The 25,215-nt window shown below is 33.3% G+C and carries 23 protein-coding genes; 12 read left to right on the forward strand and 11 right to left on the reverse strand.

Annotation, left to right across the window (positions count from 1 at the left end; all coding sequences use genetic code 11):
* Position 1 precedes the first annotated feature (1 nt).
* From AX016_RS06320 to AX016_RS06340, 5 genes are all read right to left on the reverse strand, one after another.
* The gene (locus AX016_RS06320) at positions 2-979 is read right to left on the reverse strand and encodes a LuxE/PaaK family acyltransferase (protein ID WP_100894811.1); all 978 of its coding nucleotides are present in this window, start codon (positions 977-979) and stop codon (positions 2-4) included.
* 102 nt (positions 980-1,081) lie between these two features.
* Entirely contained in the window at positions 1,082-1,414 is a 333-nt protein-coding gene (locus AX016_RS06325; protein ID WP_100894812.1) for a T9SS type A sorting domain-containing protein, read from the reverse strand.
* 162 nt (positions 1,415-1,576) lie between these two features.
* Positions 1,577-1,888 (reverse strand): T9SS type A sorting domain-containing protein, encoded by a 312-nt coding sequence (locus AX016_RS06330; protein WP_100894813.1) that lies wholly within the window; start codon positions 1,886-1,888, stop codon positions 1,577-1,579.
* A gap of 198 nt (positions 1,889-2,086) precedes the next feature.
* Complete coding sequence (locus tag AX016_RS17280) at positions 2,087-4,309, reverse strand: hypothetical protein (protein ID WP_198519409.1); 2,223 nt, start codon at positions 4,307-4,309, stop codon at positions 2,087-2,089.
* A gap of 93 nt (positions 4,310-4,402) precedes the next feature.
* The gene (locus tag AX016_RS06340; RefSeq protein WP_100894814.1) at positions 4,403-7,210 is read right to left on the reverse strand and encodes a TonB-dependent receptor; all 2,808 of its coding nucleotides are present in this window, start codon (positions 7,208-7,210) and stop codon (positions 4,403-4,405) included.
* 179 nt (positions 7,211-7,389) lie between these two features.
* On the opposite strand from AX016_RS06340, the gene AX016_RS06345 reads away from it, so the two are divergent.
* On the forward strand, positions 7,390-8,079 hold the full coding sequence (locus tag AX016_RS06345) for a response regulator transcription factor (protein ID WP_100894815.1): 690 nt from the start codon (positions 7,390-7,392) through the stop codon (positions 8,077-8,079).
* On the forward strand, positions 8,079-9,134 hold the full coding sequence (locus AX016_RS06350) for a sensor histidine kinase (RefSeq protein WP_100894816.1): 1,056 nt from the start codon (positions 8,079-8,081) through the stop codon (positions 9,132-9,134). Before AX016_RS06345 ends, AX016_RS06350 begins: the two co-directional genes overlap by 1 nt.
* Here the strand turns inward: AX016_RS06350 and AX016_RS06355 are convergent.
* On the reverse strand, positions 9,059-10,162 hold the full coding sequence (locus AX016_RS06355; RefSeq protein WP_100894817.1) for a glycosyltransferase: 1,104 nt from the start codon (positions 10,160-10,162) through the stop codon (positions 9,059-9,061). The two genes, AX016_RS06350 and AX016_RS06355, sit on opposite strands and share 76 nt — an antisense overlap.
* 70 nt (positions 10,163-10,232) lie before the next feature.
* On the opposite strand from AX016_RS06355, the gene trmB reads away from it, so the two are divergent.
* The 7 genes from trmB to AX016_RS06390 all read left to right on the forward strand — a co-directional run bounded on the left by trmB (position 10,233) and on the right by AX016_RS06390 (position 14,898).
* Positions 10,233-10,904: a tRNA (guanosine(46)-N7)-methyltransferase TrmB gene (gene trmB, locus AX016_RS06360; RefSeq protein WP_100894818.1), complete on the forward strand. Its 672-nt coding sequence runs from the start codon at positions 10,233-10,235 to the stop codon at positions 10,902-10,904.
* Positions 10,905-10,907: 3 nt separating this feature from the next.
* Positions 10,908-11,540, forward strand: coding sequence for a LysE family transporter (locus AX016_RS06365; RefSeq protein ID WP_100894819.1), 633 nt, complete (start codon positions 10,908-10,910; stop codon positions 11,538-11,540).
* Between the two features lie 2 nt (positions 11,541-11,542).
* On the forward strand, positions 11,543-11,878 hold the full coding sequence (locus AX016_RS06370) for an MGMT family protein (protein WP_100894820.1): 336 nt from the start codon (positions 11,543-11,545) through the stop codon (positions 11,876-11,878).
* Positions 11,879-12,049: 171 nt separating this feature from the next.
* Complete coding sequence (locus tag AX016_RS06375; RefSeq protein ID WP_100894821.1) at positions 12,050-13,192, forward strand: Mrp/NBP35 family ATP-binding protein; 1,143 nt, start codon at positions 12,050-12,052, stop codon at positions 13,190-13,192.
* A gap of 3 nt (positions 13,193-13,195) precedes the next feature.
* Complete coding sequence (locus AX016_RS06380; RefSeq protein WP_013620460.1) at positions 13,196-13,435, forward strand: NifU family protein; 240 nt, start codon at positions 13,196-13,198, stop codon at positions 13,433-13,435.
* Positions 13,436-13,510: 75 nt separating this feature from the next.
* Complete coding sequence (locus AX016_RS06385) at positions 13,511-14,569, forward strand: NAD(P)/FAD-dependent oxidoreductase (protein ID WP_100894822.1); 1,059 nt, start codon at positions 13,511-13,513, stop codon at positions 14,567-14,569.
* A complete protein-coding gene (locus AX016_RS06390) occupies positions 14,569-14,898 on the forward strand; it encodes a 2Fe-2S iron-sulfur cluster-binding protein (RefSeq protein ID WP_100894823.1) in 330 nt (109 codons plus the stop codon). The genes AX016_RS06385 and AX016_RS06390 overlap by 1 nt, the downstream gene beginning before the upstream one ends.
* An 81-nt stretch (positions 14,899-14,979) precedes the next feature.
* On the opposite strand, the gene AX016_RS06395 is transcribed toward AX016_RS06390, so the two are convergent.
* Positions 14,980-16,719, reverse strand: a complete 1,740-nt coding sequence (locus tag AX016_RS06395) for an ABC transporter ATP-binding protein (protein WP_100894824.1) — start codon at positions 16,717-16,719, stop codon at positions 14,980-14,982.
* 159 nt (positions 16,720-16,878) lie between these two features.
* Between AX016_RS06395 and AX016_RS06400 the strand changes: the two genes are divergently transcribed.
* From AX016_RS06400 to AX016_RS06410, 3 genes are all read left to right on the forward strand, one after another.
* Complete coding sequence (locus tag AX016_RS06400) at positions 16,879-19,062, forward strand: acylase (protein WP_100894825.1); 2,184 nt, start codon at positions 16,879-16,881, stop codon at positions 19,060-19,062.
* Between the two features lie 6 nt (positions 19,063-19,068).
* Positions 19,069-20,148 (forward strand): TPM domain-containing protein, encoded by a 1,080-nt coding sequence (locus AX016_RS06405; RefSeq protein WP_100894826.1) that lies wholly within the window; start codon positions 19,069-19,071, stop codon positions 20,146-20,148.
* A gap of 116 nt (positions 20,149-20,264) precedes the next feature.
* Complete coding sequence (locus AX016_RS06410; protein WP_100894827.1) at positions 20,265-21,950, forward strand: helix-turn-helix domain-containing protein; 1,686 nt, start codon at positions 20,265-20,267, stop codon at positions 21,948-21,950.
* A 1-nt stretch (position 21,951) separates the two neighbouring features.
* On the opposite strand, the gene AX016_RS06415 is transcribed toward AX016_RS06410, so the two are convergent.
* The 4 genes from AX016_RS06415 to lpxD form a co-directional block, all read right to left on the reverse strand.
* Positions 21,952-22,584, reverse strand: a complete 633-nt coding sequence (locus AX016_RS06415) for a hypothetical protein (protein WP_100894828.1) — start codon at positions 22,582-22,584, stop codon at positions 21,952-21,954.
* Positions 22,585-22,934: 350 nt separating this feature from the next.
* Positions 22,935-23,723, reverse strand: a complete 789-nt coding sequence (locus AX016_RS06420) for a DUF3050 domain-containing protein (protein ID WP_100894829.1) — start codon at positions 23,721-23,723, stop codon at positions 22,935-22,937.
* Positions 23,724-23,793: 70 nt separating this feature from the next.
* A complete protein-coding gene (locus AX016_RS06425) occupies positions 23,794-24,132 on the reverse strand; it encodes a n-acetylglutamate synthase (RefSeq protein WP_100894830.1) in 339 nt (112 codons plus the stop codon).
* A 5-nt stretch (positions 24,133-24,137) separates the two neighbouring features.
* On the reverse strand, positions 24,138-25,130 hold the full coding sequence (gene lpxD / locus AX016_RS06430) for a UDP-3-O-(3-hydroxymyristoyl)glucosamine N-acyltransferase (RefSeq protein WP_100894831.1): 993 nt from the start codon (positions 25,128-25,130) through the stop codon (positions 24,138-24,140).
* Positions 25,131-25,215: the final 85 nt, after the last annotated feature.

Here is a 25,215-nt window from a genome sequence, read left to right on the forward strand (position 1 = left end):
TTTATAATACTAATAAATTACATCCTCTAATATCAGAATTGTCAAACCTACCAATAATTTCAAAGCTTTGGTCAGGGTGTACTTTACCTAAATCTTGTGTGGCAATAAACGAGCAAGAGTTTACATTGGCTAAATCTATAATATTAATTCCGCCTGTTTTTCCTGTTTTTTGTAGTGTTAGCGGATCTTCTGGGTCTCTAGTTAGTACTTTCATCCATGGTGGAGTATTAAAAATACCATTTCCTTTAGAATACCCTTGAGAAAGTAACTCGGTCATTCCGTACTCAGAATGTATGTTGTCAACGCCAAAACCATTTTTTAATTCTTGGTGTAGCTCTTCTCTAATTAATTCTTTTCTTCTTCCTTTCATACCACCAGTTTCCATAATAATGGTGTTTTTAAGGTGTAGTTTGTATTGTTCAGCAACATCTAATAGAGCAAAAGAAACGCCAATTAAAAGTACTTTTGTGCCTTTTTCTTCTAGTAATTTTAGTTTGCTAACCAGAGCATCAATATTATGCAAGTAAAAGCCGCTATCTGGGTGTTCACTTTTTTTAATAAGATCGTCTGCCATATATATTAAAGAAGATCCTTCTCGTTCTAAATAAGACGGTAATAATGCCAAAACACAATATTCTTTTATGTTACCGTAAAAGTGCTTAAACCCTTTTAAGTAGCTATCTATATAAACTTGCACATTAGTTACGTAGTGTTTGCTGGTGACCATACCAGTGGTACCACTACTACTAAAAGTTATTTGAGGAGTAGTATTATTTATAAGTACCTTTTTACTTTTAAAAAACTGAATAGGTAAAAAAGGAATATCTGTGTAATTAATTACGTTGCTACAATCTTTGTGTAGATGATTACAAAATTCCTGATAGACTAAATTATTGTTGTACTGAAATTTAAATACATCTAATGCCGTTGTATTAAAATCTTCTTTAGTCTGTATGTTAAAAATAGTTTCTGTATTCATTTTTACAAATAATAGTACAAAAGTAAGCAACTACTTAGTTGTAAAAAACAAAAAGCCCTAACAAGTTGTTAGGGCCTTTATGTGGTTGTTTGGGTTTAATTTTTATTTCACGACTAATTTGCGTGTCACTGTTTTTTTATTTTCTGTTACTTGCATTAAATACATTCCAGGAATTAACTTAGAAATATTTAATTGTTTAGCAATTAACCGTTGTTTTAAAACTACTTCGCCAAAAATATTATAAACAACAATGTCTTTAGCTCTGTTTTCTTTAGTAGTAATATAAACGGTTCTGTCCGCTACCGGATTAGGGTATAGTTTAAAATCTGCAATTTGGGGAATATTGCTATTTTGCATAGGTAAGTTAACTACCTTTTCTTGGGCAGAAACTAGCAAGCAAAACGTCATTAAAAACAAAATGTAGATTTTCTTCATTTTTTTTGCTGATTTGGGATTAGCTGTGTAAATGTAGAGTAAGTGTAAGCTTAAAAATATTTAATGTTGTGAAAAAGGTATTATTGTAGGTTAAATCACCTTTTTTAAGTTGTTAAGAAATAAAATTTTGAAAAATGCGTTGCTCGGATGAACTGCAACTCTCTATTTAATAATAAGTTTACGTGTGGCAACTTTATCTTTTTCAAAAATGCGTATTACATATACGCCAGCATCTAAATTAGAAACATTTAACTCTTTGCCAATTAATTTAGTATCTAGTGCTTTTGTTCCTAAAACATCAAAAACTAATATTTTTTTAGGAGCATTTTTTTTAGTACTAATGTAGATTTTGCCATTAGTCACAGGGTTGGGGTAAAGCTTTAAACCTTCAATATCAGACACCTTTTTAGTGTCTTGCCCAAAGGCAACCACTGTAGAAAAAGCAAAGAATAATACAAGGTATAATTGTTTCATATAAAGCTGTATACAATAAATATACTACAAATATACTAAACTGAAGCTTTTAACGTTGCAATAAATTTAACATTTTCGATAAACGGAAAAAACTTTTTTAAAAGAAAGAAAAAACTTCACAAACTATGAGTCTGTTTTAATCATAAAAAAACCGCCTAAACTGTGTTTAGGCGGTTAATCATTTATTCTTTATGTCTCTTATAATCCAACTGTCCAACCGGCTGCCCAGTCAGGAGCAGCAGCACCATTACCAGCACCAGTTGCAGTACCTTCTGTGTAGAAGTCTTGCTTAGCACCTGTGTAATCAGTTTCAACAAAACCAGTTGCTTTTGCATCAAATTGGATGTTAGTAATTACTAAGTTACCAGCTTCAATTCTTGTTGCTGCAGGAGTATCAGAATCTTTTACAGATATTCCTTTGTTTACGCCACTAGTGTAAAAGTTGTCTATTGTAAAGTTTCCTCCACCTTCTTTGTAAAATAATGCCCCCTCTGTTACAGGACCAACAACAGTAATGTTACTTAATGTAGTTGTAGTTACAGGATTTACAGAAGCAGTTTCGTTTTTAAGATTAGAGCCTTCTAAACCAGCTTTAGCAGAACCAGAAACATACCAGAATTCACCGTTGCCATTCCATCCATCAGCAAAGTCAATACCATCATCACCAGCATTAGTAGAAACTAAATATTTACCGTTAACAGTACCACCGAAGAACTCAATACCATCATCTTTACCATTATAAGATTGTACATATTCTACAGTTGTTCCAGAACCAACACCAAATAAAGATAAGCCGTTAAATTGTTTTTCAGCAGAGAATTCAGCTCCAGTATATTCTAAGCGTAAGTATGTAATAGAACCAGAGTTATCATCAGTAACAGTACCACCATAAGTAAGACCAGCAACTTCAGAAGTAACAGAAGCGCCTTTGTTTGTTGGTGCGTTACCACATACAACTAAACCACCCCAGTTACCTGGTTCTGGTGTAGCAGCTCCAGAAGTCATAACTACTGGGTTACTAGCAGTACCATTAACAAATATCTGACCACCTTGTGCAACAGCAATATATGATGCTGTACCGCCAGTAGCTTTAATTACAGTACCAGCAGGAATTATTAATTTACCACCGTCTAATATTTCTAATTTACCTTTTAATTCGTATGCTACAGAAGCATCTAAATTTAACTGATAATTAATTTCTCCTTCTAAGCTAGATTCTGTAACACCGCTGTTATCTAAACCTCTTGTCCAACCTGCAGCCCAGTCAGGAGCAGCAGCACCATTACCAGCGCCAGTTGCGACACCTTCAGATATAAAAGATTGGTTAGCACCAGTGTAATCTGTTTTTGCAAACCCATCTGCTACATTTGCAAACTCCATATTAGTAATTACTAAATTACCAGCTTCAATTCTTGTTTTAGCAGGAATATCAGAATCTTTTACAGATACACCTTTGTTTACACCACTAGTGTAAAAGTTGTCTATTGTAAAGTTTCCGCCACCTTCTTTGTAAAATAAAGCACCTTCACCTACAGGACCAACAACAGTAATGTTGCTTAATGTAGTTGTAGTTACAGGGTCTACAGAAGCAGTTTCGTTTTTAAGGTTAGAGCCTTCTAAACCAGCTTTAGCAGAACCAGAAACATACCAGAATTCACCGTTACCATTCCATCCATCAGCAAAGTCAATACCATCATCACCAGCATTAGTAGAAACTAAATATTTACCGTTAACAGTACCACCGAAGAACTCAATACCATCATCTTTACCGTTATAAGATTGTACGTATTCTACAGTTGTTCCAGAACCAACACCAAATAAAGATAGGCCATTAAATTGTTTGTCAGCAGAGAATTCGGCTCCAGTATATTCTAAACGTAGGTATCTAATACTACCAGAGTTATCATCAGTAGCAGTACCACCATAAGTAAGACCAGCAACTTCAGAAGTAACAGAAGCACCTTTGTTTGTTGGTGCGTTACCACATACAACTAAACCACCCCAGTTACCTGCTTCAGGTGCAGTTTCACCAGAAGTCATAACTACTGGGTTACTAGCAGTACCATTAACAAATATCTGACCACCTTGTGCAACTGCAATGTAAGAAGCAGTACCACCAGTAGCTTTAATTACAGTACCAGCAGGTATTGTTAATTTACCACCGTCTAATACTTCAAATTTACCTTTTAATTCGTATGCTATAGAAGCATCTAAAGTTAATTCATTAGATAATTCCCCTTCTAATTCTGCTAAAGCACAAGGCTGACAAGAAGAACCTCCACAGTCAACTCCTGTTTCATCTCCGTTTTTTATTCCGTCTGAACAAGTGTTAGTATTTGCGTCATCATCACTATTACAAGATGTCATTACAGTTCCAAGAACTGAGGCTGCCATCATAAATTTTAAGAAAGTTTTTTTCATTTTTCCGTTTGTTTAATAATTTAATGCGAATTAAGGCTTTGGCTGTTAACCAGTTGTTAACTCAGTTTTATATAAGTGTAATTATATTATTAATTAAAAGTTGTATGAAAAGGATAATTTTACATTGGATCCTTTTTTATAAGAAAGTACAGTAACGTCTTGAGTATCCTGAAACCTTTCTACAGAAGGGTTTAATAAATTTTTAGCAGATAAACCTAATTGCACATTTTTAGATAATTGTGTTTTTACAATTAAATCTAAAGAACCGATTGCTTTGTCAACTAGATTTCCTTGGCCTTGTGTGCCTAGTGAAAATAGTCTGTCTGAAAAATAGTTGTAAGCAACTGTAGCCTGAATGCTTTTGTTGTTTTTATATTCTTTTGAAAAAGAGATATCACCATTAAGTAATAGATCAGAGGCACCAGTTAGTTCTTCTTCTTCTTTTGTGAAATCTACACTTAAAGGAAAACCAGCTTCTGTAGTTTCTGTTAATACCTTTTCTTCATTTAATTCTTGGTTTGTTGTCATATAGGATGCATTAAATCCAAGAGACAAAGATGTTTCTAGAATATTTGTTTTTGTTTCTTCTGTAGAAGAGAATAAATCTTTTCTAACTTCCAGTTCCACTCCTAGTGCAGTGGCATAATCACCAGAGTTTACATAGCTAATATCGTTAGATGCAGAGTTAACGGTAATTTCGTTAATAGGATTTTCTATATATTTTCCAAAAACACCAACAGAAATTATTTCAGAGTTTTTAGGGAACATATCCCATTTTAAATCAAAATTATAATCTGTAGAAGCATATAAAACAGGATTACCAAAAGATGTTTGTGTTACGTCTTCATATAAAAAAGGAGCTCTTTCTTTAAATTGTGGTAAAGTATACGTTTTACTAGCTGCAAATTTTAAATTATGTTTTTCGTTTAGTTCGTATTTTAAACTTAAAGATGGTAGAATTTCTGTTGTTTCAAATTCAACTTCATCTCCGTTAGGGTCTAAAGAAGTACTCCAGTTAACAGTTTGATTAATTTGCTCTGCGCGCACACCAGCTAGCATTTTCCATTTAGAAGAAAAAGCATATTCTAGAGTAAAGAAAGCTGCGTGGATATTTTGGTCTCCTCCATAAGTTTGAGGGTCTAATGCATTTGATTGGTTTAGGTTGCCTCTAAATGTGTTAATAGCAAATAATCCTGCGTCAAAATTAGCTTGATTAAAATATGAATCTAAATCATATACACTATTGATTATAGGTTGTCTTTGAGATGTAATAATGTCAAAGTTGAATTGTGTTGCTTTAAAGTCTACTTCTTTGAATCTTCCGCTATATCCTAATGTTAATTTACCATCATATAAATCATCTTCATTTTTTTTAAATTTAAATGATGTAGCTAAATTAGCTGCTAATTCATCTTCATTTAATTCTTGATAAAATCTATGATTGTCAGTAGTACTTAAAACTTGCTGAAAAGATTTAGGGCCTTCCGGAACATCCCAATTGTCTGGAGATAATGTAGATTGTAATCTATTAGGGATATTATTTTTTACTTTGTTGTATGATGCTGCCCAGTTAACTTCTAATTTGTCAGTTAATTTATGATCACCTAATAATTGATTTACAAAAAGAGATGTTCTTTCAAAAGTACCTCTTTGTATAAAACCACCACCGTTTGGAGCATAATCAAAAACATCTATAACTCCATCATACTCTTGATGTTTTTGGTTTGATGTATTTACATATAAAGAATTATACTTAAATGAAGAAATACCTTTTCTGAATCCAATATTTCCTAATAATGTAGTGTTTGTATTGTATTCGTAACTACTAAAGTCATAATCTTTAGCGGTAAGCCCTAAAGGTGATGTACTACCTCTAGCTACTCCTTCTTTAAATTTATACTCATTGTCATAAGAGGCAACAGCAAAAATGCTCAATTTTCCATCTTCTCCAATGTTATAAGTATCTCCAGCCTTTAATGATAGACTAGAATTAATTGGAGTAGGCCCTTTTTCACGATCCCAACTAGTGGTAAAGTTGTAATTATTTAATGGAAAATCGGGATACTCTTTATTGTAAAATCCAGATGCGTTAGGACCATCATTTAAATAAAAATCTTTTTCTGAAATGGCTTCAGAATTTGCTCCAACTCCAACACTTAAATTCAAGTAGCCAGAGCCCTTGTACTCTTTAGAAGAAATATCTATGTTGGCACCAGCAAAATCTCCATAGTTTTTAACACTATACGTTTTATCTATTCCAATAAACTCAACAATGTCAGTAGAAAAAATATTTAAGTCAATATTTTTTCTAGAAGGATTGTTAGATGGCAAAGGTAAACCGTTCATAGTTGTTGCGTTGTAACGATCTCCTAAGCCACGCACAAATATGCTACCAGAACCTTCTTGTTTAGATATTCCGGTTACTTTAGTCACGGCAGTAGCAACATCACTGACGCCTTTTTTTGCTAGTTCTTGTGCGCCAATAGCTGTTTTCATCTCTACAGCTTTCTTTTGGTCTAATAATAAAGCTGTTTCAGAATCTTTTCTTGTTACTGTTGTAATAACAATTTCATCTAGCATCATACCTTCGTTAGCTGCCATTGGTACATTTATTGTGGTAACCTTACCAGCAACAATTGCTACATTAGGTATTTCTACAGTTTCATAACCTACATAACTAAACTGTACAGTGTATGTTCCTGGCTCTAGATTTGCAATTTCATATAAACCATCAAAATCTGTTGTAGTCCCTTTAGTTGTTCCTTTAATTAGTACGTTAGCAAATGGTAACGGGTCATTATTCATTTCTTTGTCTGTTAGTTTCCCAACAATGCTTCCTGTTTCTTGTGCCTTTGATACTAAGCACGTTAGTAGGCAAAATGTCAATAATAAAAGTCTCATTAATTTCGTTTAATAGTTGGCGCAAAGAACGTGTCAACCTGTGAACGCGATGTTATCTACGTGTTAACAATTTAAAACCTAATTGTTATTTAAATGTTACGATATTAAATGAATGTTAAGCGGCTTTGAAGTATAAGTATTATCTTTACTTTTGGCGAACCAATCAATAAAATATAAAAATGAAAAAGAAGGATATTAAGATACTTTTAGTAGACGACGAACCAGACATTTTAGAAATTGTTAGTTACAACCTTTCATCAGAAGGATACGAGGTTTTTACAGCAAAGAATGGGGTTGAAGCCGTTGCAAAAGCTAAGAAAAAACATCCTCATTTAATTATTTTAGATGTAATGATGCCAGAAATGGATGGTATTGAAGCGTGTGAAATTATACGTAGCACTCCTGGTTTGCAAAACACTATTATTACCTTTTTAACAGCTAGGGGAGAAGATTATTCTCAGGTTGCTGGTTTTGATGCTGGTGCAGATGATTACATTACAAAGCCTATTAAACCAAAAGTATTGGTTAGCAAAGTAAAAGCCTTGTTAAGAAGACTAAAAGAAGATAATGCTGCAGAGCAAGAAGATATAGTTAAAGTTGGTAACATTGTAATTAATAGAGAAGAGTACAAGGTTATTAATGATGGTGAAGAAATAGTATTGCCAAGAAAAGAATTTGAGCTTTTAGCTTTACTAACTTCTAAGCCTAACAAAGTTTACAAAAGAGAAGTTATTTTAGACAAGGTTTGGGGTAACGAGGTTGTTGTTGGTGGTAGAACCATTGATGTACACATTAGAAAATTAAGAGAAAAAATAGGAGACGACCATTTTAAAACTGTAAAAGGTGTTGGTTATAAGTTTGTTTTATAATGGCAAAAAGACTAAAAAAGTCATATAAATTCGCATTCCGTTCATCATTTTTTATTGTAATAACACTAACACTGTTGTTAGGATTGTATATGTATTATGCAGCTGCTGTAGAGTGGCTGTTTTTGTTGTGTTTTGCGCTTGCTAGTTTTTGTATATCTTTCTTAATTATACAACATAGGGTAGAGCGTTTTATATACCGAAGAATTAAAAAAATATATGATGATGTTTCATTATTAGAATCTACTTCGTTTTCATCTGCTCCTATTACTACAGATATTAAAACTTTGACCGAGGAAATTGAAAAATTTGCCAAAGGAAAAAAGATAGAAATTGACACACTTAAAATTAGAGAAGAATACCGAAAAGATTTTTTAGGTAACGTATCTCATGAGTTAAAAACGCCATTATTTACTGTACAAGGCTATATTTTAACCTTGTTAGATGGTGCTATGGACGATAAAAAAGTGCGCGAAAAATACTTAGAGCGTGCCAATAAAGGTGTAGAGCGTTTAATATACATTGTTAAAGATTTAGATATGATTACCAAGTTAGAAGCTGGTGGTTTAACAATGGAGTTTGAAGATTTTGATATTGTAGAGTTAATACAAAATGTGTTTGATTTGCTTGAAATGCGTGCAGCAAAAAAACAAATTACATTAACTTTTGATATGGAATATAAGGAACCTATAATGGTTAGGGCAGATAAGGAGCGTATGCAACAAGTGGTGTCTAACTTACTGGTAAACTCTATAAAATATGGTCATACTAACGGTACTACAGAGGTTAGTGTAGAGAACCTTATAAAAAGTAAAGTAATTGTGCGCGTTACAGATAACGGTGAGGGTATATCTAAAGAACACCTATCTAGACTTTTTGAACGTTTTTACCGTGTAGAAAAAAGTAGAAACAGAGAAGTTGGTGGTTCTGGTTTAGGTTTGTCTATAGTAAAACATATTATTGAGGCGCATAACGAGAAAATTTATGTAGAAAGTGTTGTAGATGTTGGGTCTGAGTTTTCTTTTACTTTAGAAAAAATAGAGAACAAAACAGCATAATCTAAGTTGTTTTTAAACTTGGTTAACCCTTTGTAATCCTTTACTTTTTTTAATAATTCTAGCGTAAAATCATCTTGTTGGCAAGTTGGTGCAATTCCTTTTTTGTCTAAACGCTTGGCTAAGTATTCTTGCTCAAACTGTCCAGGAGTTGGTATAAAAAAGGCTTTCTTTTCTAGCTTTGCTAAATCCATTACAGTGGTGTAGCCAGATCTGCAAAGTACCATTTTGCTCTCATTTACAGCGCGTTCTAAAGCTTTAGAGCTCATAAAATTATAAATAATAGTATTACCTCTTAAAGATGATATTTTTTGTTCTTCCTCTATAATGCCTTTTACAAAAAGCACATCATTGGGGTAGCCAATAAGCTCATCAAATATCTTTTCCTCAAGCATAGAGCGTTGCGGTTCTGGCCCAGATAAAAGCACCATTAAATCGTACTTTTTAGGAACATCTGTTTTTGTAAATCTACTCAACGGTCCTAAGTATTTAATTTTAAGCTTAGAGTTTTTTAAATGTCCTAATTTGCCCGATAGGTTGGGTTGTTTTTTTGTGTCAGGAACCCAGCACTCATCAAATTTTTTAATAATATTTTGGTGTAATTTGGTGGTCATCCAAGTGGTATTGCCAGTTAGCACATTTAGCTGGTGTGTAATAAAAACACTAGGTACTTTTTTGTAACATACTCCCAAGCGATTATCAGAGATAATACCATCAATATTAAATTCCTTAACCAGTTTTTTGGTTTGTTTTTTTTCTTTCTGTATTGCTTTTAGCATTTTAGGAGAATCCCAAAGTAGTTTTATTTTAAAATTTTTACCGTTTTTAGCATATTTTATTTTGTACGATGGTAATTCGTGAAATTCTAAACCAGGAAACTCCTTCTTTAAAAGGTTAAGTGCGTCACCATCTGACGCAATAACAGGAGTAAATCCTTGGTCTAACAAAGCATTTATTATAGGAATGCACCTTGTGGCGTGCCCTAAACCCCAGTTTAATGGGGCAACTAGTATACGTTTGCTTTTATTCATACCTATAAAGAAACTACTATAAAAACATAAATAGATTTCCTTAGCTTTGCCAAATCATTAAATTTATGTTGTGGGAAGTAAAAACAAGCTAAAGAGGTTTAAAGAGAACGAAACGTTTGATAACGTAATTCAGCCAACCAGAGAAGAAATTGTAGACCAGACTTTTGCATTAAAAGGCAAGTGGAATACTTTTTTTAAAAACGATAATCCAATTATATTAGAATTAGGTTGTGGTAAAGGAGAGTACACTGTTGGTTTAGCAAAACAAAGTCCTGACAAAAATTTTATTGGTGTAGATATTAAAGGAGCTCGTTTTTGGAGAGGTGCTAAAACCGCAACCGAAGAAAGTATGAATAATGTTGGTTTTATTAGAACTCAGATAGAGTTGATAGACCAACTTTTTGCAGAAGGCGAAGTTTCTGAAATTTGGATTACTTTTCCTGATCCTCAAATAAAATACAAGCGTACCAAGCACAGATTAACTAACGAGGCTTTTTTAGCTAAGTATAGGCAAATATTAAAACCAGACGGTGTAGTTAATTTAAAAACCGATAGCGAGTTTATGCACGGTTACACACTTGGTTTGTTACATGGTAAAGGTTTAGAGGTAATTTATGCCAATCATGATGTATATAAGAACGAAGGAAGCCCAAAAGAGGTGTTAGAGATTCAGACTTTCTATGAAAATCAGTATCTTGAAAAAGGAAAACCAATCACCTATATAAAATTTAGAGTCAATTAACCAATGACACACTTACTTATACTCTTTTTTGCAACATTTTCTGGTGCCTTTATGGCAACAGTACCACCTGGGTTGTTAAATATGAATGCTGCAAAAATTAGTGTAGAAAAGGGTAAGTTAAACGGGATTATTTTTAGTATTGGAGTGTCTGTAACTGTAATTCTACAGGCATACATTGCTGTAATGATTTCTAAATTTTTACACAATAATCCAGATTTTGTGGGAGTGCTTTTAAAAATTGCCTTAGGAGTATTTGCTTTGTTAGGAATTTATTTTTTTGCAATGGCAAAAGAATGGATTAAGCCAAAAAAGAAGGCAAAGCCAAAAATTAGCAAGCGAAATAGTTTTTTTAAAGGTGTTTTTTTGGCAGCAATTAACCTGCTAACTATTCCGTATTACAGTGGAATGAATGCAATGTGGAAAGCATCAGGTTGGATCAAGTTTCAGTCTTGGGATATTCTTGTGTTCATTTTTGCTGCAGGTTGCGGTACATTTGGTGTGCTGTATTTATACACCGTATATTTTAATAAGCTAGAGAAAAAATCTAACGGATTTTCTAAAAACTCAAACTACATTATAAGTGCTTTAATGTTATTATTATTTGTAATAACGTTGGTTAGAGTCTACAATCACTAAATATGGCGGCAGATAATCAAAATTTTTTTGAAAGAGTCTATGCTGTAGCAAAGCAAATACCATATGGCAAAGTAACTTCTTATGGTGCTATTGCAAAGTATTTGGGTGCTGCGCGTAGTGCACGTATGGTTGGCTGGGCAATGAATGCATCTCACTTAAAAGATGAAATACCAGCGCACAGAGTTGTAAACCGTAAGGGTTTGCTAACAGGTAAACATCATTTTGACGGTACCAACTTAATGCAGCAGCTTTTAGAGAATGAAGGTGTTGTGGTTATAGATAGCCAAATACAAAATCTAGAAGACTATTTTTGGGATCCGTCTACAGAGTTAGAATAGCGTATAATATCAATTTCTAATTTGTTAAAAGTTAGTCAAAAATATAGCATCAACTAAACTTATAAAAGTATGTTATATTTCAATTCTGCGGCTTCTTAATCTCATATCGATACACTATCTTTGCAATTTAGAATCAGTTTAAGTAAAAAGCTGAAAAAGAAAGTAATACACATGAAGCTAAATAAACAAGATGTCTTAAAGGCATTAGAAAAGATAACAGTTCCTGGTGAAGGTAAAAATATGGTTGAAAGCGGAGCTGTAACTAACGTTATGGTTTTTGGAGATGAGGTTGTTGTAGATGTTACTATAAACAATCCTAGTTTACAAGCGCGTAAAAAAACCGAAGTTGAGATTTTAAAAGCAATACATGCAGAAGTGTATGAAAAAGCTAAAATTAAAATTAACGTAAAGGTAGATGCTGAGGCTGCTAAGCCAAAAACAAACGAAATTAAAGGGAAACCACTTCCTGGAATTAAAAATATTATAGCTGTTGCCTCTGGTAAAGGAGGAGTAGGTAAATCTACAGTAACAGCAAACCTTGCAGTAACTTTAGCAAAAATGGGCTTTAAAGTTGGCTTGTTAGATGCAGACATTTACGGGCCATCTATGCCAATTATGTTTGATGTTGCCCAAGAAAAACCATTAGCAGTAAATATAGATGGTAAGTCTAAAATGAAACCTGTAGAAAGTTACGGAGTTAAATTACTATCTATTGGCTTTTTTACACAACCAAACCAAGCAGTAATTTGGAGAGGACCAATGGCATCAAAAGCATTAAACCAAATGATTTTTGACGCACATTGGGGAGAAATAGATTTTATGCTTATAGATTTACCTCCAGGAACAGGAGATATACATTTAAGTATAATGCAAGCAATGCCAGTAACTGGTGCTGTTGTTGTAAGTACACCGCAAGAAATAGCTTTAGCAGATGCACGTAAAGGTGTTGCAATGTTTCAGCAAGATTCTATTAACGTACCTGTGTTAGGAGTAATAGAAAATATGGCGTATTTTACACCAGAAGAATTACCAGAAAATAAATATTATATTTTTGGTAAAGAAGGAGCTAAGCATTTGTCTGAAGACTTAAAAGTGCCATTTTTAGGAGAAATTCCTTTGGTACAAAGCATTAGAGAAGCTGGTGATGTTGGTAGACCTGCAGCAATGCAAGAGAGTACGCCTATAGAAACTGCTTTTAACGAGCTTACAAAAAATGTAGTGCAACAAGTGGTAAGCAGAAATACAGATTTGCCACCAACAGAGGCTATTAAAATAACAACTATGGCGGGTTGCTCGCCTGTTAATAAGCAATAAAAGATGACAACAGAAGAGGTAAGAACTAACGTAGAAAAAGCATTAGAAGAAATTCGTCCATTTTTACAGAGTGATGGTGGTGATATTTCTCTAATTTCAATAGATAATGATACTTCTGTAAAAGTAAAGTTAGAAGGTGCATGTGTTGGTTGTAGTGTTAACCAAATGACACTTAAAAGTGGTGTAGAAATGACCATTAAAAAATATGTGCCACAGATTGAAGAAGTAATTAACGTTGGTTAATTAGTGCTGATAATTGTCATATTATAAACGTATCAACTTCTGTAATTTTACATTTATTTTTAAGACTACTTTTACATGATTAAGACAGATATACTAATTATAGGTGCTGGTCCAACAGGATTATTTGCTGTTTTTGAAGCCGGATTATTAAAATTAAAGTGCCATTTAATAGATGCCTTGCCACAAGCAGGCGGGCAATGTTCTGAGATTTACCCTAAAAAACCAATTTATGATATTCCTGGTTTTCCAGAAGTATTGGCTGGTGATTTGGTAGATAATCTAATGGAACAAATAAAAGCGTTTCAGCCAGGTTTTACTTTGGGTGAACGTGCAGAAACTATAGAAAAACAAGAAGACGGTTCTTTTATAGTAACTACAAATAAAGGTACAAAACACCACGCGCCAATTGTTGCAATTGCAGGTGGTTTAGGTAGTTTTGAACCACGTAAACCGCTGTTAGAAAACTTAACAAAGTTTGAGGATAATGGTGTTGCTTACATGATAAAAGACCCAGAAGTTTATCGTAATAAAAAAGTAGTTATAGCTGGTGGAGGAGATTCTGCTTTAGATTGGAGTATTTTTTTAGCTGATGTAGCTGCTGAGGTTACTTTGGTGCATAGAAGAAATGAGTTTAGAGGAGCTTTAGACTCGGTAGAAAAAGTACAGCAACTTAAAAATGCGGGTAAAATTAATCTTGTAACGCCAGCAGAAATAGTTGGTTTAAAAGGTGGTGATACACTTACTGCTGTAGAAATTAAAAAAACAGGAGAAGAAGAAAACATTGTTTTAGAGGTAGATAATTTTATAGCATTATTTGGACTGTCTCCAAAACTAGGTCCAATAGGAGATTGGGGATTAGAGATAGAAAAAAATGCAATAAAAGTTGACAATGCTTTAGATTACCAAACAAACATACCTGGTATCTATGCTATTGGAGATGTAAATACATATCCAGGAAAATTAAAATTAATATTATGTGGTTTTCATGAAGCTACATTAATGTGTCAAAGCGCCTACCAAAAAATATATCCGGATAAAAAATATGTTATGAAATATACTACCGTTGGTGGTGTGTCTGGTTTTGATGGTACTAAAAAAGAAGCACCTAAAGCAGTTGTAAAAGCAATAGAATAATGAGTGATATTAAATTAAAAATAACAGACAGAGAAGGTGTTTTACACGAGGTAGATGCACCAACTGATATGAATATGAACTTAATGGAGGTTGTACGTTCTTACGAGCTTGCTCCAGAGGGTACAATTGGTATTTGCGGTGGTATGGCAATGTGCGCTTCTTGTCAGTGTTATGTTAAGTCTGCTCACAATTTGCCAGAAATGTCTGATGATGAGGATGCAATGTTAGCAGAAGCTTTTAATGTAGAAGATAACAGCAGGTTAGGTTGTCAAATACATATGACGCCAGATTTAGATGGCTTAGAAGTTGAGTTGGCTCCAGAGAGTTAAAATCAATTAAACTAAAAATATAAAAAAGCTCAAATTCTTAATTTTAGAATTTGAGCTTTTTACTTGTAATAGTCTTTTTTGTTATATCCTTGCTTGGTAAGTAAACAAGTTAAAGTAACGTCCTTCTTTTGCAATAAGTTCATCGTGAGTACCGCTTTCTGCAATTTTACCATTTTCTATCACTAAAATCTGGTCTGCCTTGCGTATAGTGCTTAATCTATGTGCAATAACAAATGTTGTTCTTCCTTGGGTTAATGTGGCTAAACTTTTTTGTATTAAGGCTTCACTCTCTGTATCTAAATTAGAGGTGGCTTCATCTAAAATTAATATTTTAGGATTGGCCAAAATAGCTCTAGCAATAGCAATACGTTGGCGTTGTCCGCCAGATAATTTAACTCCACGTTCTCCAATTAAAGTTTCTAAACCATCATCAAACCTGTCTGTAAATTCATTTACATAGGCAGCATTAACGGCGTTTAAAAGTTCTTCTTCTGTAGCATTTGGCCTAGGAAAAAGGATGTTATTACGTATGGTTCCTTCAAACAAAAAGTCGTCTTGCAAAACCACACCTAAATGTTGTCTAAAACTATTTAAATCAACCTTAGATAAATCGTTCCCATCTATAGTAATTGTACCGCTATCCGGATTTAAAAAACTAGCAGCTAGGCCAGCAATAGTAGATTTTCCAGAGCCAGAACTACCAACCAAAGCAACTACTTTACCAGAGTTTACAGCAAAATTTACATTGGTAATAACTTCTTTATCTTCTTCATAAGCAAAAGATACATTGCTAAACGCAACATCACCCTTAATATCATTTAATACAATTGTACGGTCTTTTTCATCTGCTTCTGCCGTCATATTCATAAGTTCCTCTGTACGGTCTAAACCAGCTAAAGCCTCGGTAAGCTGGCTACCAACATTACTCATCTGTACAATAGGAGCAACCATAAGAGCAAGTAAAAATGTAAACTGAAAATACTCACCCGTTGTTAAGTCGCCCGTAATTAATAAATAACCGCCATAGCCCATCATAATCCCTGTGGTTGCAAGTCCTAGTAAAAAAGTAGAAGAACTTGTCATTACAGCAGTTGCCGTTAAGCTCTTTTTTACATTTTTATATAATTTGGCAACGCCTTTTTCAAAAATTTTATTTTCTTGTTCTTCGGCATTAAAACCTTTAATAACCCTAACTCCGCTTAAAGTTTCTGTTAACCTACCTTTTACTTCTGCATTTATTTTTCCTCGCTCTCTAAAAACAGGACGTATAATTTTAAATGCTTTTATAGAAATAAAGGCAAATAAAATTAAGGGTGCAAATGCCATTAACGTCATTGTTAAACTAATTTGCACCAATAAAACAACAGATACTACTGCGGTAATTGTACCGCCAACTAGTTGTACCAAGCCTGTGCCAATTAGGTTACGTACGCCTTCTACATCACTCATTATTCTAGATACCAATGCGCCAGACTTGTTATTGTCAAAAAAACTAATAGGTAAAGACAATACTTTTTTCTGTACTTGAGCTCGTAACTCAGATATTAAATACTGTGCCTGTATACTTAATACTTTGGTAAGTAAAAATGATGTTATTGCTTGTGCCAAAAAAGCAGCAATTACCAATGCAACTAAAATCTTTAAAAAAGGAATGTCTTTATTTGGTACAATATCATCCATTAAATATTTAAGAGATATTGGCGCAACAAAACTTGCTGCTTTGCTTATCACAATTAATAAAAGACCAATAAAAACAAGTTTTCGTCTAGGCCAAATTATAGTTTTAAATGCGGTTAAAATGCTTACTTTTTTCTCTGCCATCGTTCTATTTTCAATTTATATGCAAGGTAATTTAAATCTATCTTAATTTTAGTTATCTGCTTTATTAATAAGGTTATCAACTTAAAAAAACCTTTAAAATTAGTTTTTAAAACAGAAGTCTAGTATTTTCACACAAACCATTTTTAATAGCTCTTTCAGATGAAAATTAGTGTATTTACCCTTGTGTTTTTAAGCTTGTTAGTCGGTTGTAAACAAGCAACCAAACAAAATGAAAATTTTAACCGTTGGCAAGCACATGCAGACAACACTACTATAATTAGAGATACATTTGGTGTGCCACATATTTATGGTAAAACAGATGCTGATGCTGTTTTTGGCTTGTTGTATGCGCAATGTGAGGACGATTTTAACCGTGTAGAACAAAATTACATTTGGGCAACTGGTAGGTTGGCAGAGGTAGATGGTGAAGAAGCTTTGTATAGTGATCTGCGAGCTAAATTATTTATGACAGAAGAAGAGGCAATTGAAAACTATAATAAAAGCCCAGAATGGTTAAAGGAGTTGTGCAATGCATTTGCAGATGGCATTAACTATTATTTACACACGCACCCAGAGGTTACACCTAGGTTGTTAACTAAGTTTGAGCCTTGGATGCCAATGTATTTTAGTGAAGGCTCTATTGGTGGTGATATAGAAAGAATTTCTACACGAAAAATAAAAGCTTTTTATGAGGGTGATATGGAAATTCCTGAAGCAACAGAATTAAAAATTGAAGAAGAAAAAGCAGAGTTAGAACCGCAAGGATCTAACGGAATAGCAATATCTGGCGACTTAACACAGTCTGGTAATGCAATGCTTTTGATTAATCCGCATACCTCATTTTTCTTTAGAGGAGAAGTTCACGTGGTTAGTGAAGAAGGTTTAAATGCTTACGGAGCAGTTACCTGGGGACAGTTTTTTGTATACCAAGGTTTTAATGAAAAAACAGGTTGGATGCACACATCTACATACACAGATGTTATGGATGAGTTTAAAGAAACTATTGTAAATCTTAAGGGCGATTTAAAATACCAGTACGGAGAAGAACTTAGAGATGTTGCTCAAGATTCGGTTACTTTAAAGTATAAGGTTGGTGAATCTATCAAACAAAAAACATTTAAAACATACAGAACGCATCACGGACCAATTACACATAAAGCTGATGGTAAATGGACAGCTTCTGCTATGATGTGGGAACCTGTAAAAGCATTAGAACAGTCTTACATTAGAACTAAACAAAATGGATATAAGGGTTTTAGAGAAATGATGGATATACGTACCAACTCATCTAACAATACAGTTTACGCAGATACAGAAGGCAACATAGCTTATTTTCACGGTAATTTTGTGCCAGTGCGCGATACTGTTTTTGATTATACTAAGCCAGTAGATGGTAGTAATCCGCAAACAGATTGGAAAGGGTTGCATACCGTAGATGAGAATATTTTGCTTTTAAACCCTAACAACGGATGGTTGCAAAACTGTAATTCTACACCTTATACAGCAGCATTAGAAAACAGTCCAAAAAGAGAAAATTATCCTAAATATATGTCTAAAGATCAAGAAAACTTTAGAGGCGTACACGCAATAAGTTTATTAAAAGACAGAAAAGAGTACACATTAGATAGTCTTATAAAATTAGCACACGATCCTTATTTACCTGCTTTTAAAGCTTTAATTCCGGGTTTAATTGAAGCGTATGACAAAACAGACAGAACTAAACTTTTAAGTTTGCCAATAGAGGAGCTACGCAACTGGGATTATAAAACTTCAAAAGAATCTGTAGCAATGACATTAGCACATTATTATGGCACCCTGTATGGTAGAAACGGAAAACGACCACATAAAATGAGTGATATGGAGGCAATGATCTACTTTGGGTCTGCTTCACCAATGGCTGAGCGTTTATCAGTTTTTAGAGCTGTTATTAAAAAATTAGAGTCAGACTTTGGAACTTGGAATATTCCGTGGGGAGAGGTAAACAGATATCAACGTTTAAATGGCGATATAAAACAAGCTTTTAATGATAATGAGCCGAGTGTTGCAGTTGGTTTTGCATCGGGTCGTTGGGGAGCTTTAGCAGCTTACGGTGTTAGCTATACCAATAATACTAAAAAAATATATGGTACTCGTGGTAATAGTTTTGTTGCAGCGGTAGAGTTTGGAAAAAAAGTAAAAGCTAAGACAATTTTGGCTGGCGGACAAAGTGGAGATCCTGCTTCGCCACATTTTAATGACCAAACTGATGCGTACATAAATATGAAATTTAAAACGGTAGCTTTTTACAAAGATGATGTTTTAAAACAAGCAGAAAAAACATACCATCCTGGAGAAGTAGAGTAATTAAGTATGATTAAAAAAATAGTTTTTTTACTTCTTGTTTGTTTTACTGCTATTGGTTCTGCACAAGATTATGAGTATCCTGTAATTAAAGATATAGTAACTGATAATGCAGAGGTATTTGAGACAGAAGCAGTACAAATTTTACGTGATAAACTGACTAATTTTGAAACAGAAACAACTACGCAGTTGGTGGTGCTTACAGTCAATTCTTTAAACGGACAAAACATAGAAGATTTTGCAAATAAAACATTTAACCAAAATAAACTAGGGCAAGCAAAGGAAGATAATGGTATTTTAATTCTGTTTTCTAGTTATGATAGAGAGGTTAGAATAGAAGTTGGTTACGGTTTAGAACCGTATATTACAGATATAGTAGCAAAGAGAATTATAGAGGATACTATGATTCCTGAGTTTAAAACAGGAGCATATTTTACCGGTATAAACAAAGCTACAGACCAATTGATAAACTTTATTAAAAACCCAGAAGCTTTAGATAAATTTAAAGAGCTAATAAAAGACAGAGATCGTAAACAAAATAGAATTGCAAACATAGTATTATCCATCTTTGGTTTTTTCTTTTTAATTGCAGGTGGTTTTATTATTTATCAGTCAGTAAAAACAGCACTAAAAATTTTTAAAAAGTTTTTTACAGCAGAAATTGGATTTATTTTTTTTACAATAAACTTACTAGTTTATACACTGTATTTTTGTGTTGGCTTTGTACTGCTGGGAGTTGTTGTTTTTGGAATATTACAAAAAAATGGTTTTAATGTTAAGCCATTTTTAGAATCTAATACAGTATTACTTTTGTGTGTTTCTGTTGGCTTGTTTGTTATAACTTGTACAGTAATTGCAGTTATAAATCTTGTAGTAAAAAATAAAACTAAATTGTCTTTTTCATTATTTAAGAGCGATTATGATTCTTTTATTACGTCAATAAAAAGTATTGGCTCCACAAGAGTTGGTGGTGGTTCTTCAGGCAGCTCATACAGTAGTTACAGTAGTAGCGGCTCTAGTAGTAGTTCTAGTAGTTTTTCTGGTGGAGGAGGAAGCTCCGGTGGAGGGGGAGCAAGTGGTAGTTGGTAAGTTTTTATCACGCAAAAACTAGAAGTAAAAAGCTATCTTATTTTTATATCTTAAAATTTATAATGATATTGTAAATTGGAATAATATCAAGGTTATTCTGCATAACACATAAACCATTGCAACAACAAAAAGCACTAGCATTATTAAAATCTGGTAAAAATGTATTTTTAACAGGTTCTGCAGGTACAGGTAAAACATATGTTTTAAACCAGTACATTACCTATTTAAAAAAGCGTAGAATACCAGTTGCTATAACAGCATCTACAGGTATTGCGGCTACGCATATGAATGGAATGACCATACATTCTTGGGCTGGTTTTGGTATAAAAGAACAACTTACCAGAGCCAATCTAAATTCTATGAAGGAGAAAAAGTACCTTAAAGAACATTTAGAAAATGCAAAAATTTTAATTATTGATGAAATATCTATGCTGCATAAAAAACAGTTAGATATGGTAGATACTGTTTTACAATTTTTTAAAGAAAATGATGAACCTTTTGGAGGTATACAAGTTGTGGTCTGTGGCGATTTTTTTCAGTTACCACCAATAGGTAATCAAAATGAAAAAAGTAAAGATAAATTTGCGTTTATGTCTGCTGCTTGGGTTGCTGCCAAATTTAATGTTTGTTATTTAACAGAGCAATATAGACAAGCAAATGAAGATATTTTAAATACTATTTTAAACGAAATTAGAATAGGAAAAATATCTAAAAAGAGTATTGAAGAACTTAAAATGGCAGAACAAAATACTTTTAGTAAAGATGATGAGCCAACCAAATTGTTTACACACAATTATGATGTAGATCAGATTAATAACGAGCATTTACAACAATTAAAAGGTAAGGTTAAAAGATTTAAGGCTACAACTAAAGGAAACAAAAAACTGGTAGAGACTTTAAAAAAATCAGTTTTAGCTAAAGAAGAATTAGAGCTAAAAATGCATACCAAGGTTATGTTTGTGCGCAACAATCAAGAACAAGGTTATGTAAATGGTACTTTAGGTACTATTGTTAGTTTTAATGATGATGGATTTCCTGTTGTAAAAACTGCTCAAGGGAAGCGAATTTCTGTAAAGCAAGAGAATTGGGGTGTGCAGGACGATACCGGAAAAGTTTTGGCTAGTTTAGACCAAATACCTTTGCGTTTAGCTTGGGCAATAACAGTACATAAATGTCAGGGTATGACGTTAGATGGTGCACTTATAGACCTATCTAAAACCTTTGAAAAAGGTCAGGGTTATGTAGCCTTGTCTCGTTTAAAAAATATTGAGAATTTAAAGCTTTTAGGTTTTAATGAAATGGCTTTGCAGGTAGATGGTTTGGCGCACAAAGCAGATAGGCGCTTTTTAGAACTATCTGATGAAGCAGATAAAAAATATACCTTAGATGGTTTAGAAGAAGAAGCAATTAAATTTGTAGTCGATTGCGGTGGCTTAACCAATATAAAAGCTATAGAAAAGCACGCTAAAAAAATTATAGACAAGAAGCTTAAAAAAGATTCTACCTATGATGTTACCTTAGATTATTTTAGAAAAAAGCTAACTCTAGAGGAAATTGCAGATCAAAGAGGACTGTCTACTGGGACAATTGCAGGACATTTAATTAAATTGTGTAAAGATTATCCGGAGGAGGATTTTAGTTTTTATCAACCTAAAGAACAAATAATTAAAGATGTAGAAAAGGCTAAAGGCAAGCAGAAAAAAGGTGAGCCTGTTAGTTTAAAAGCTATTTTTGAAGCCTTAAATAAAAAAGTAGATTATAATGATATTAAGCTTGCATTAGCTTTTATTGGTAGGGAGTGACTTACTCTTGTATTACAATAATAGTAGCTTTAGACCCTGTAGAAAGCAACCATTTTTTAGAGGATATAACTTTTCCAGTGTCGTCATAAATATTTACTTGTGCAGTATTTGGTCCAGATGTACCTTGGTTTAATGCTTCAAAATCTATGCGATTAAACCCTTTTTTTAATGTATGGTTTACACCTTTAAAAGCGCCGCCTAGCATTAGGTTGTGTTCTATTACTTTGCCGTCTGCATAAATTTTTACGCGGTCGCCATCTACATATTCGTGATCTCTACAAACAATGCCAACAAATTTTCCAGTAGTTTTTACATCACCTAAATATTGGTCTCCGTGAAAAGATTTAGAGTCTTTTTTTTCTTCAAAACCTAAACGCGGATTTAATTTAACATCACGCCCAGGTTTAACAAGTCTGTTATCTGGAGTCATATCTATCCTAGGTTTCATCATAGAATCTAAAAAGTTAGTATTGTTGGGTTGCTTTTTAGGCTCTGGAATTATGATAGTAACAGGCGGAGCTGTTTTTACTTCTTTTTTTGCTTCAATTTTTAAAGGTATCACAGTCGTTTCTTGTGCCACAACTGGTGCGGCAAAAAATAGAACTATTAATAATGTGAGGACAGAAAAACGCATTAAATAACTTTAAAAATTTTAAGATAAAGATAGCAAATACCTTGCCACGTAGTAAATTTTTGTTGTTAAATTAACAGTTAAGAGTTATTTATTAGACGAACTACTTATTGTTTTTAAACCAGTTTTTTAGCTTTGGTTTTATTATAAATTAGCCAGCTAATTTATGTAGTACAAAAAAAATAAAAATTGCTTAGACTTTAGGGTTTTTAAGATGTGTAATAAATGAGCCTTTTTTAAAGTTCATTTAACATTGGTTGGTTTGGTTCTGCTTTTTTTGGAATACGAGCTACATTTTATTTAAAAAACATATTTGCTAATAAACGAGTGTTAAAAGAAAATTCTCTTAATTATTAAGCAAGGGTCATACTATTTTTATTAGCTTCAATTAAATTACTAATGGCATCCCAAAGAGATATGCGTTGCTGCAATGCTTCTTTGGCTACGGATAAAGTTTCTTGCCATTTAGTGTCGTCATCACCACATAATTCAGAAATCATTTGTAAAGATAAAGGTCCGTGTTCATCACCATCTAACTCTATGTGCCTTTCTAAGTAATACGTTAACTTGTTGTAATGTTTATTTTCTGCATCAGCATTTTTAAGAATTTCTACAAACATATCTGGTATAAGATCCTCTCTTCCAAACGTAAATGCCGAAGCAATTAAATGTGGTTTATTTGTGCCAATTATTTTAAAAGTATAGTTTACAAAACTAGCTACAGTAGTGTCTAGGTTTATTTTTTTTAAAGCAGATGAAACAGGTTCTTTTTGAAGTATAAGATTGATGAAGTTTTCAATAGAATTGGTATTTGCTCCTATTTGGTGCATTGCATCTAAGTACATTGTAAAATGGCTTTTAGGTTCACCAAGTTCATTAATGTCACTTTCTTCTCCGTGTACAATTTCATTAATAAACCGTGCTAATGTTGGATTACTAGCAGGTACCCAAGGAGTATCTGTGCAAGTTAAGTTTTTTTGAAGAGCTTTTAATAGAGACATAAAATCCCATACCGCGTAAACGTGGTTTTCCATAAAAACTTTAATATCGTTTACATCTTTTAAATTGGTATAAAGCTTATGGTTTTGAAGTGCTTGTCTTAATTCAGAAATTTCTTTTTCTATGTTCTCAATTCTACTCATTTTCTCTAAAATTAAGGTGCAAAATTAAGTCATACTATTTAGTTTAAAGCATTTTTAAAAGCAAAAAACTCTATTCTTCATCTAGAATAGAGTTTCCTGTAGATTTGTCTCCAGAGGTCCATTGCCATTTTTCGTGCAATCTAATTTTTCCATTTGGTAAAATTTCTGGCGTAGACGTACATTTTCCGGTCATTAATTGGTTATCTGTGTTTACTTGGTGGTATCTCATTTCAATAATACCACTAGCATTAACCAAGCCAATTAAATGCCCTTTTTTTATTTTTCCACCTGTATAGTTAGATGTTACTATGGCGCCATCTTGTTTGTATATAAAAACGGTGTCATTAGAAGTCTCAGAATTTACAGAACTATTAGCGGGTCTAAATATTTTACCGTTATAGTTTATCATCAATTTTAATTTCTACTAAGTTTTTTCATTACAACCCATTGTTTTAGCATATCTCTAGAGTCTTGTGCAGGGTAGCCTAGAACAGTTTTTCCAGGTGCAATATTCCCCATAACTCCAGATCCTGCGCCAACAATAGCACCAGAACCAATAGTAGTATGGTCTTTTATAGATGCGCTACCACCAATAATAACACCGTCACCTAAAGTAACAGAACCAGCTAAACCACTATGGCCTGCCATAATACAAGACCTGCCCATTACACAGTTGTGAGCAATTTGTACTAAGTTATCTATTTTACAACCGTCACCAACCACTGTAGAGCTAAATTTACCACGATCTACGCAAGAGTTGGCTCCAATTTCTACATCATTACCAATAACTACATTTCCAATTTGTGGTATTTTAACTAAGCCTCTACCGTCATCACTTGGTCTGTACCCAAACCCATCTGCGCCAATGCTAACATTAATATGAAAAGTACAACGAGCTCCAATTTCACTACGTTCTCTAACAACAGTTCCAGACCACATTACTGTTTGGTTACCTATAGTAGAATCATCTAAAACAGTAACATTTGGGTATAAAATAACACCCTCTCCTAAAACAACATTTTTGCCTACATAGCAGCCGGCACCAATTTTTGTTCCCGCCCCAACTGTTGCAGTACTATCTACAACAGCAGTTGGGTGTATGTCTACATCAAAAACAGGTTTTCCAGGATCAAAAGCTTCTAAAAGTTTAGCTAAAGAAATGTCGGCATTTTTTACTTTTATTAACGCTGTATTTTCTCTTGGTTCTATTTTTAAATTATCATTTACAATAGCAACACTTGCGTTAGAGTTTTTCCAAAGACGAACATATTTTACACTACCTATAAAAGTAATTTGATTTTCGGTAGCCTTTTCTATTTGCTCTGCGCCTTCTATTTTATGTGTAGTATTACCTACTAATTCTCCTTCTAAAAGTTCGCTGATTTCTTGTACTGTAAATGATTTCATTCTTAAATTATAAGATATTAATGGTTAAGGTTATTTAAATATGATAAGCTTTAAAAGTACTTATAAAAAGTAATTAAAGTTTATA

Source organism: Cellulophaga sp. RHA19, from assembly GCF_002813425.1.
Taxonomy (GTDB): Bacteria; Bacteroidota; Bacteroidia; order Flavobacteriales; family Flavobacteriaceae; genus Cellulophaga.

Excerpts from the sequence above, each read along its gene's own strand:
- AX016_RS06390 (WP_100894823.1), top strand. The coding sequence starts at position 14,569 with ATGAGTGATATTAAATTAAAAATAACAGACAGAGAAGGTGTTTTACAC.
- AX016_RS06425 (WP_100894830.1), bottom strand. The coding sequence starts at position 24,132 with ATGATAAACTATAACGGTAAAATATTTAGACCCGCTAATAGTTCTGTA.
- AX016_RS06330 (WP_100894813.1), bottom strand. The coding sequence starts at position 1,888 with ATGAAACAATTATACCTTGTATTATTCTTTGCTTTTTCTACAGTGGTT.
- AX016_RS06320 (WP_100894811.1), bottom strand. The coding sequence starts at position 979 with ATGAATACAGAAACTATTTTTAACATACAGACTAAAGAAGATTTTAAT.
- AX016_RS06380 (WP_013620460.1), top strand. The coding sequence starts at position 13,196 with ATGACAACAGAAGAGGTAAGAACTAACGTAGAAAAAGCATTAGAAGAA.
- AX016_RS17280 (WP_198519409.1), bottom strand. The coding sequence starts at position 4,309 with ATGAAAAAAACTTTCTTAAAATTTATGATGGCAGCCTCAGTTCTTGGA.
- AX016_RS06350 (WP_100894816.1), top strand. The coding sequence starts at position 8,079 with ATGGCAAAAAGACTAAAAAAGTCATATAAATTCGCATTCCGTTCATCA.
- AX016_RS06375 (WP_100894821.1), top strand. The coding sequence starts at position 12,050 with ATGAAGCTAAATAAACAAGATGTCTTAAAGGCATTAGAAAAGATAACA.
- AX016_RS06325 (WP_100894812.1), bottom strand. The coding sequence starts at position 1,414 with ATGAAGAAAATCTACATTTTGTTTTTAATGACGTTTTGCTTGCTAGTT.
- lpxD (WP_100894831.1), bottom strand. The coding sequence starts at position 25,130 with ATGAAATCATTTACAGTACAAGAAATCAGCGAACTTTTAGAAGGAGAA.
- AX016_RS06365 (WP_100894819.1), top strand. The coding sequence starts at position 10,908 with ATGACACACTTACTTATACTCTTTTTTGCAACATTTTCTGGTGCCTTT.
- AX016_RS06370 (WP_100894820.1), top strand. The coding sequence starts at position 11,543 with ATGGCGGCAGATAATCAAAATTTTTTTGAAAGAGTCTATGCTGTAGCA.
- AX016_RS06420 (WP_100894829.1), bottom strand. The coding sequence starts at position 23,723 with ATGAGTAGAATTGAGAACATAGAAAAAGAAATTTCTGAATTAAGACAA.
- AX016_RS06405 (WP_100894826.1), top strand. The coding sequence starts at position 19,069 with ATGATTAAAAAAATAGTTTTTTTACTTCTTGTTTGTTTTACTGCTATT.
- AX016_RS06415 (WP_100894828.1), bottom strand. The coding sequence starts at position 22,584 with ATGCGTTTTTCTGTCCTCACATTATTAATAGTTCTATTTTTTGCCGCA.
- AX016_RS06345 (WP_100894815.1), top strand. The coding sequence starts at position 7,390 with ATGAAAAAGAAGGATATTAAGATACTTTTAGTAGACGACGAACCAGAC.
- AX016_RS06385 (WP_100894822.1), top strand. The coding sequence starts at position 13,511 with ATGATTAAGACAGATATACTAATTATAGGTGCTGGTCCAACAGGATTA.
- AX016_RS06340 (WP_100894814.1), bottom strand. The coding sequence starts at position 7,210 with ATGAGACTTTTATTATTGACATTTTGCCTACTAACGTGCTTAGTATCA.
- AX016_RS06400 (WP_100894825.1), top strand. The coding sequence starts at position 16,879 with ATGAAAATTAGTGTATTTACCCTTGTGTTTTTAAGCTTGTTAGTCGGT.
- AX016_RS06355 (WP_100894817.1), bottom strand. The coding sequence starts at position 10,162 with ATGAATAAAAGCAAACGTATACTAGTTGCCCCATTAAACTGGGGTTTA.
- AX016_RS06395 (WP_100894824.1), bottom strand. The coding sequence starts at position 16,719 with ATGGCAGAGAAAAAAGTAAGCATTTTAACCGCATTTAAAACTATAATT.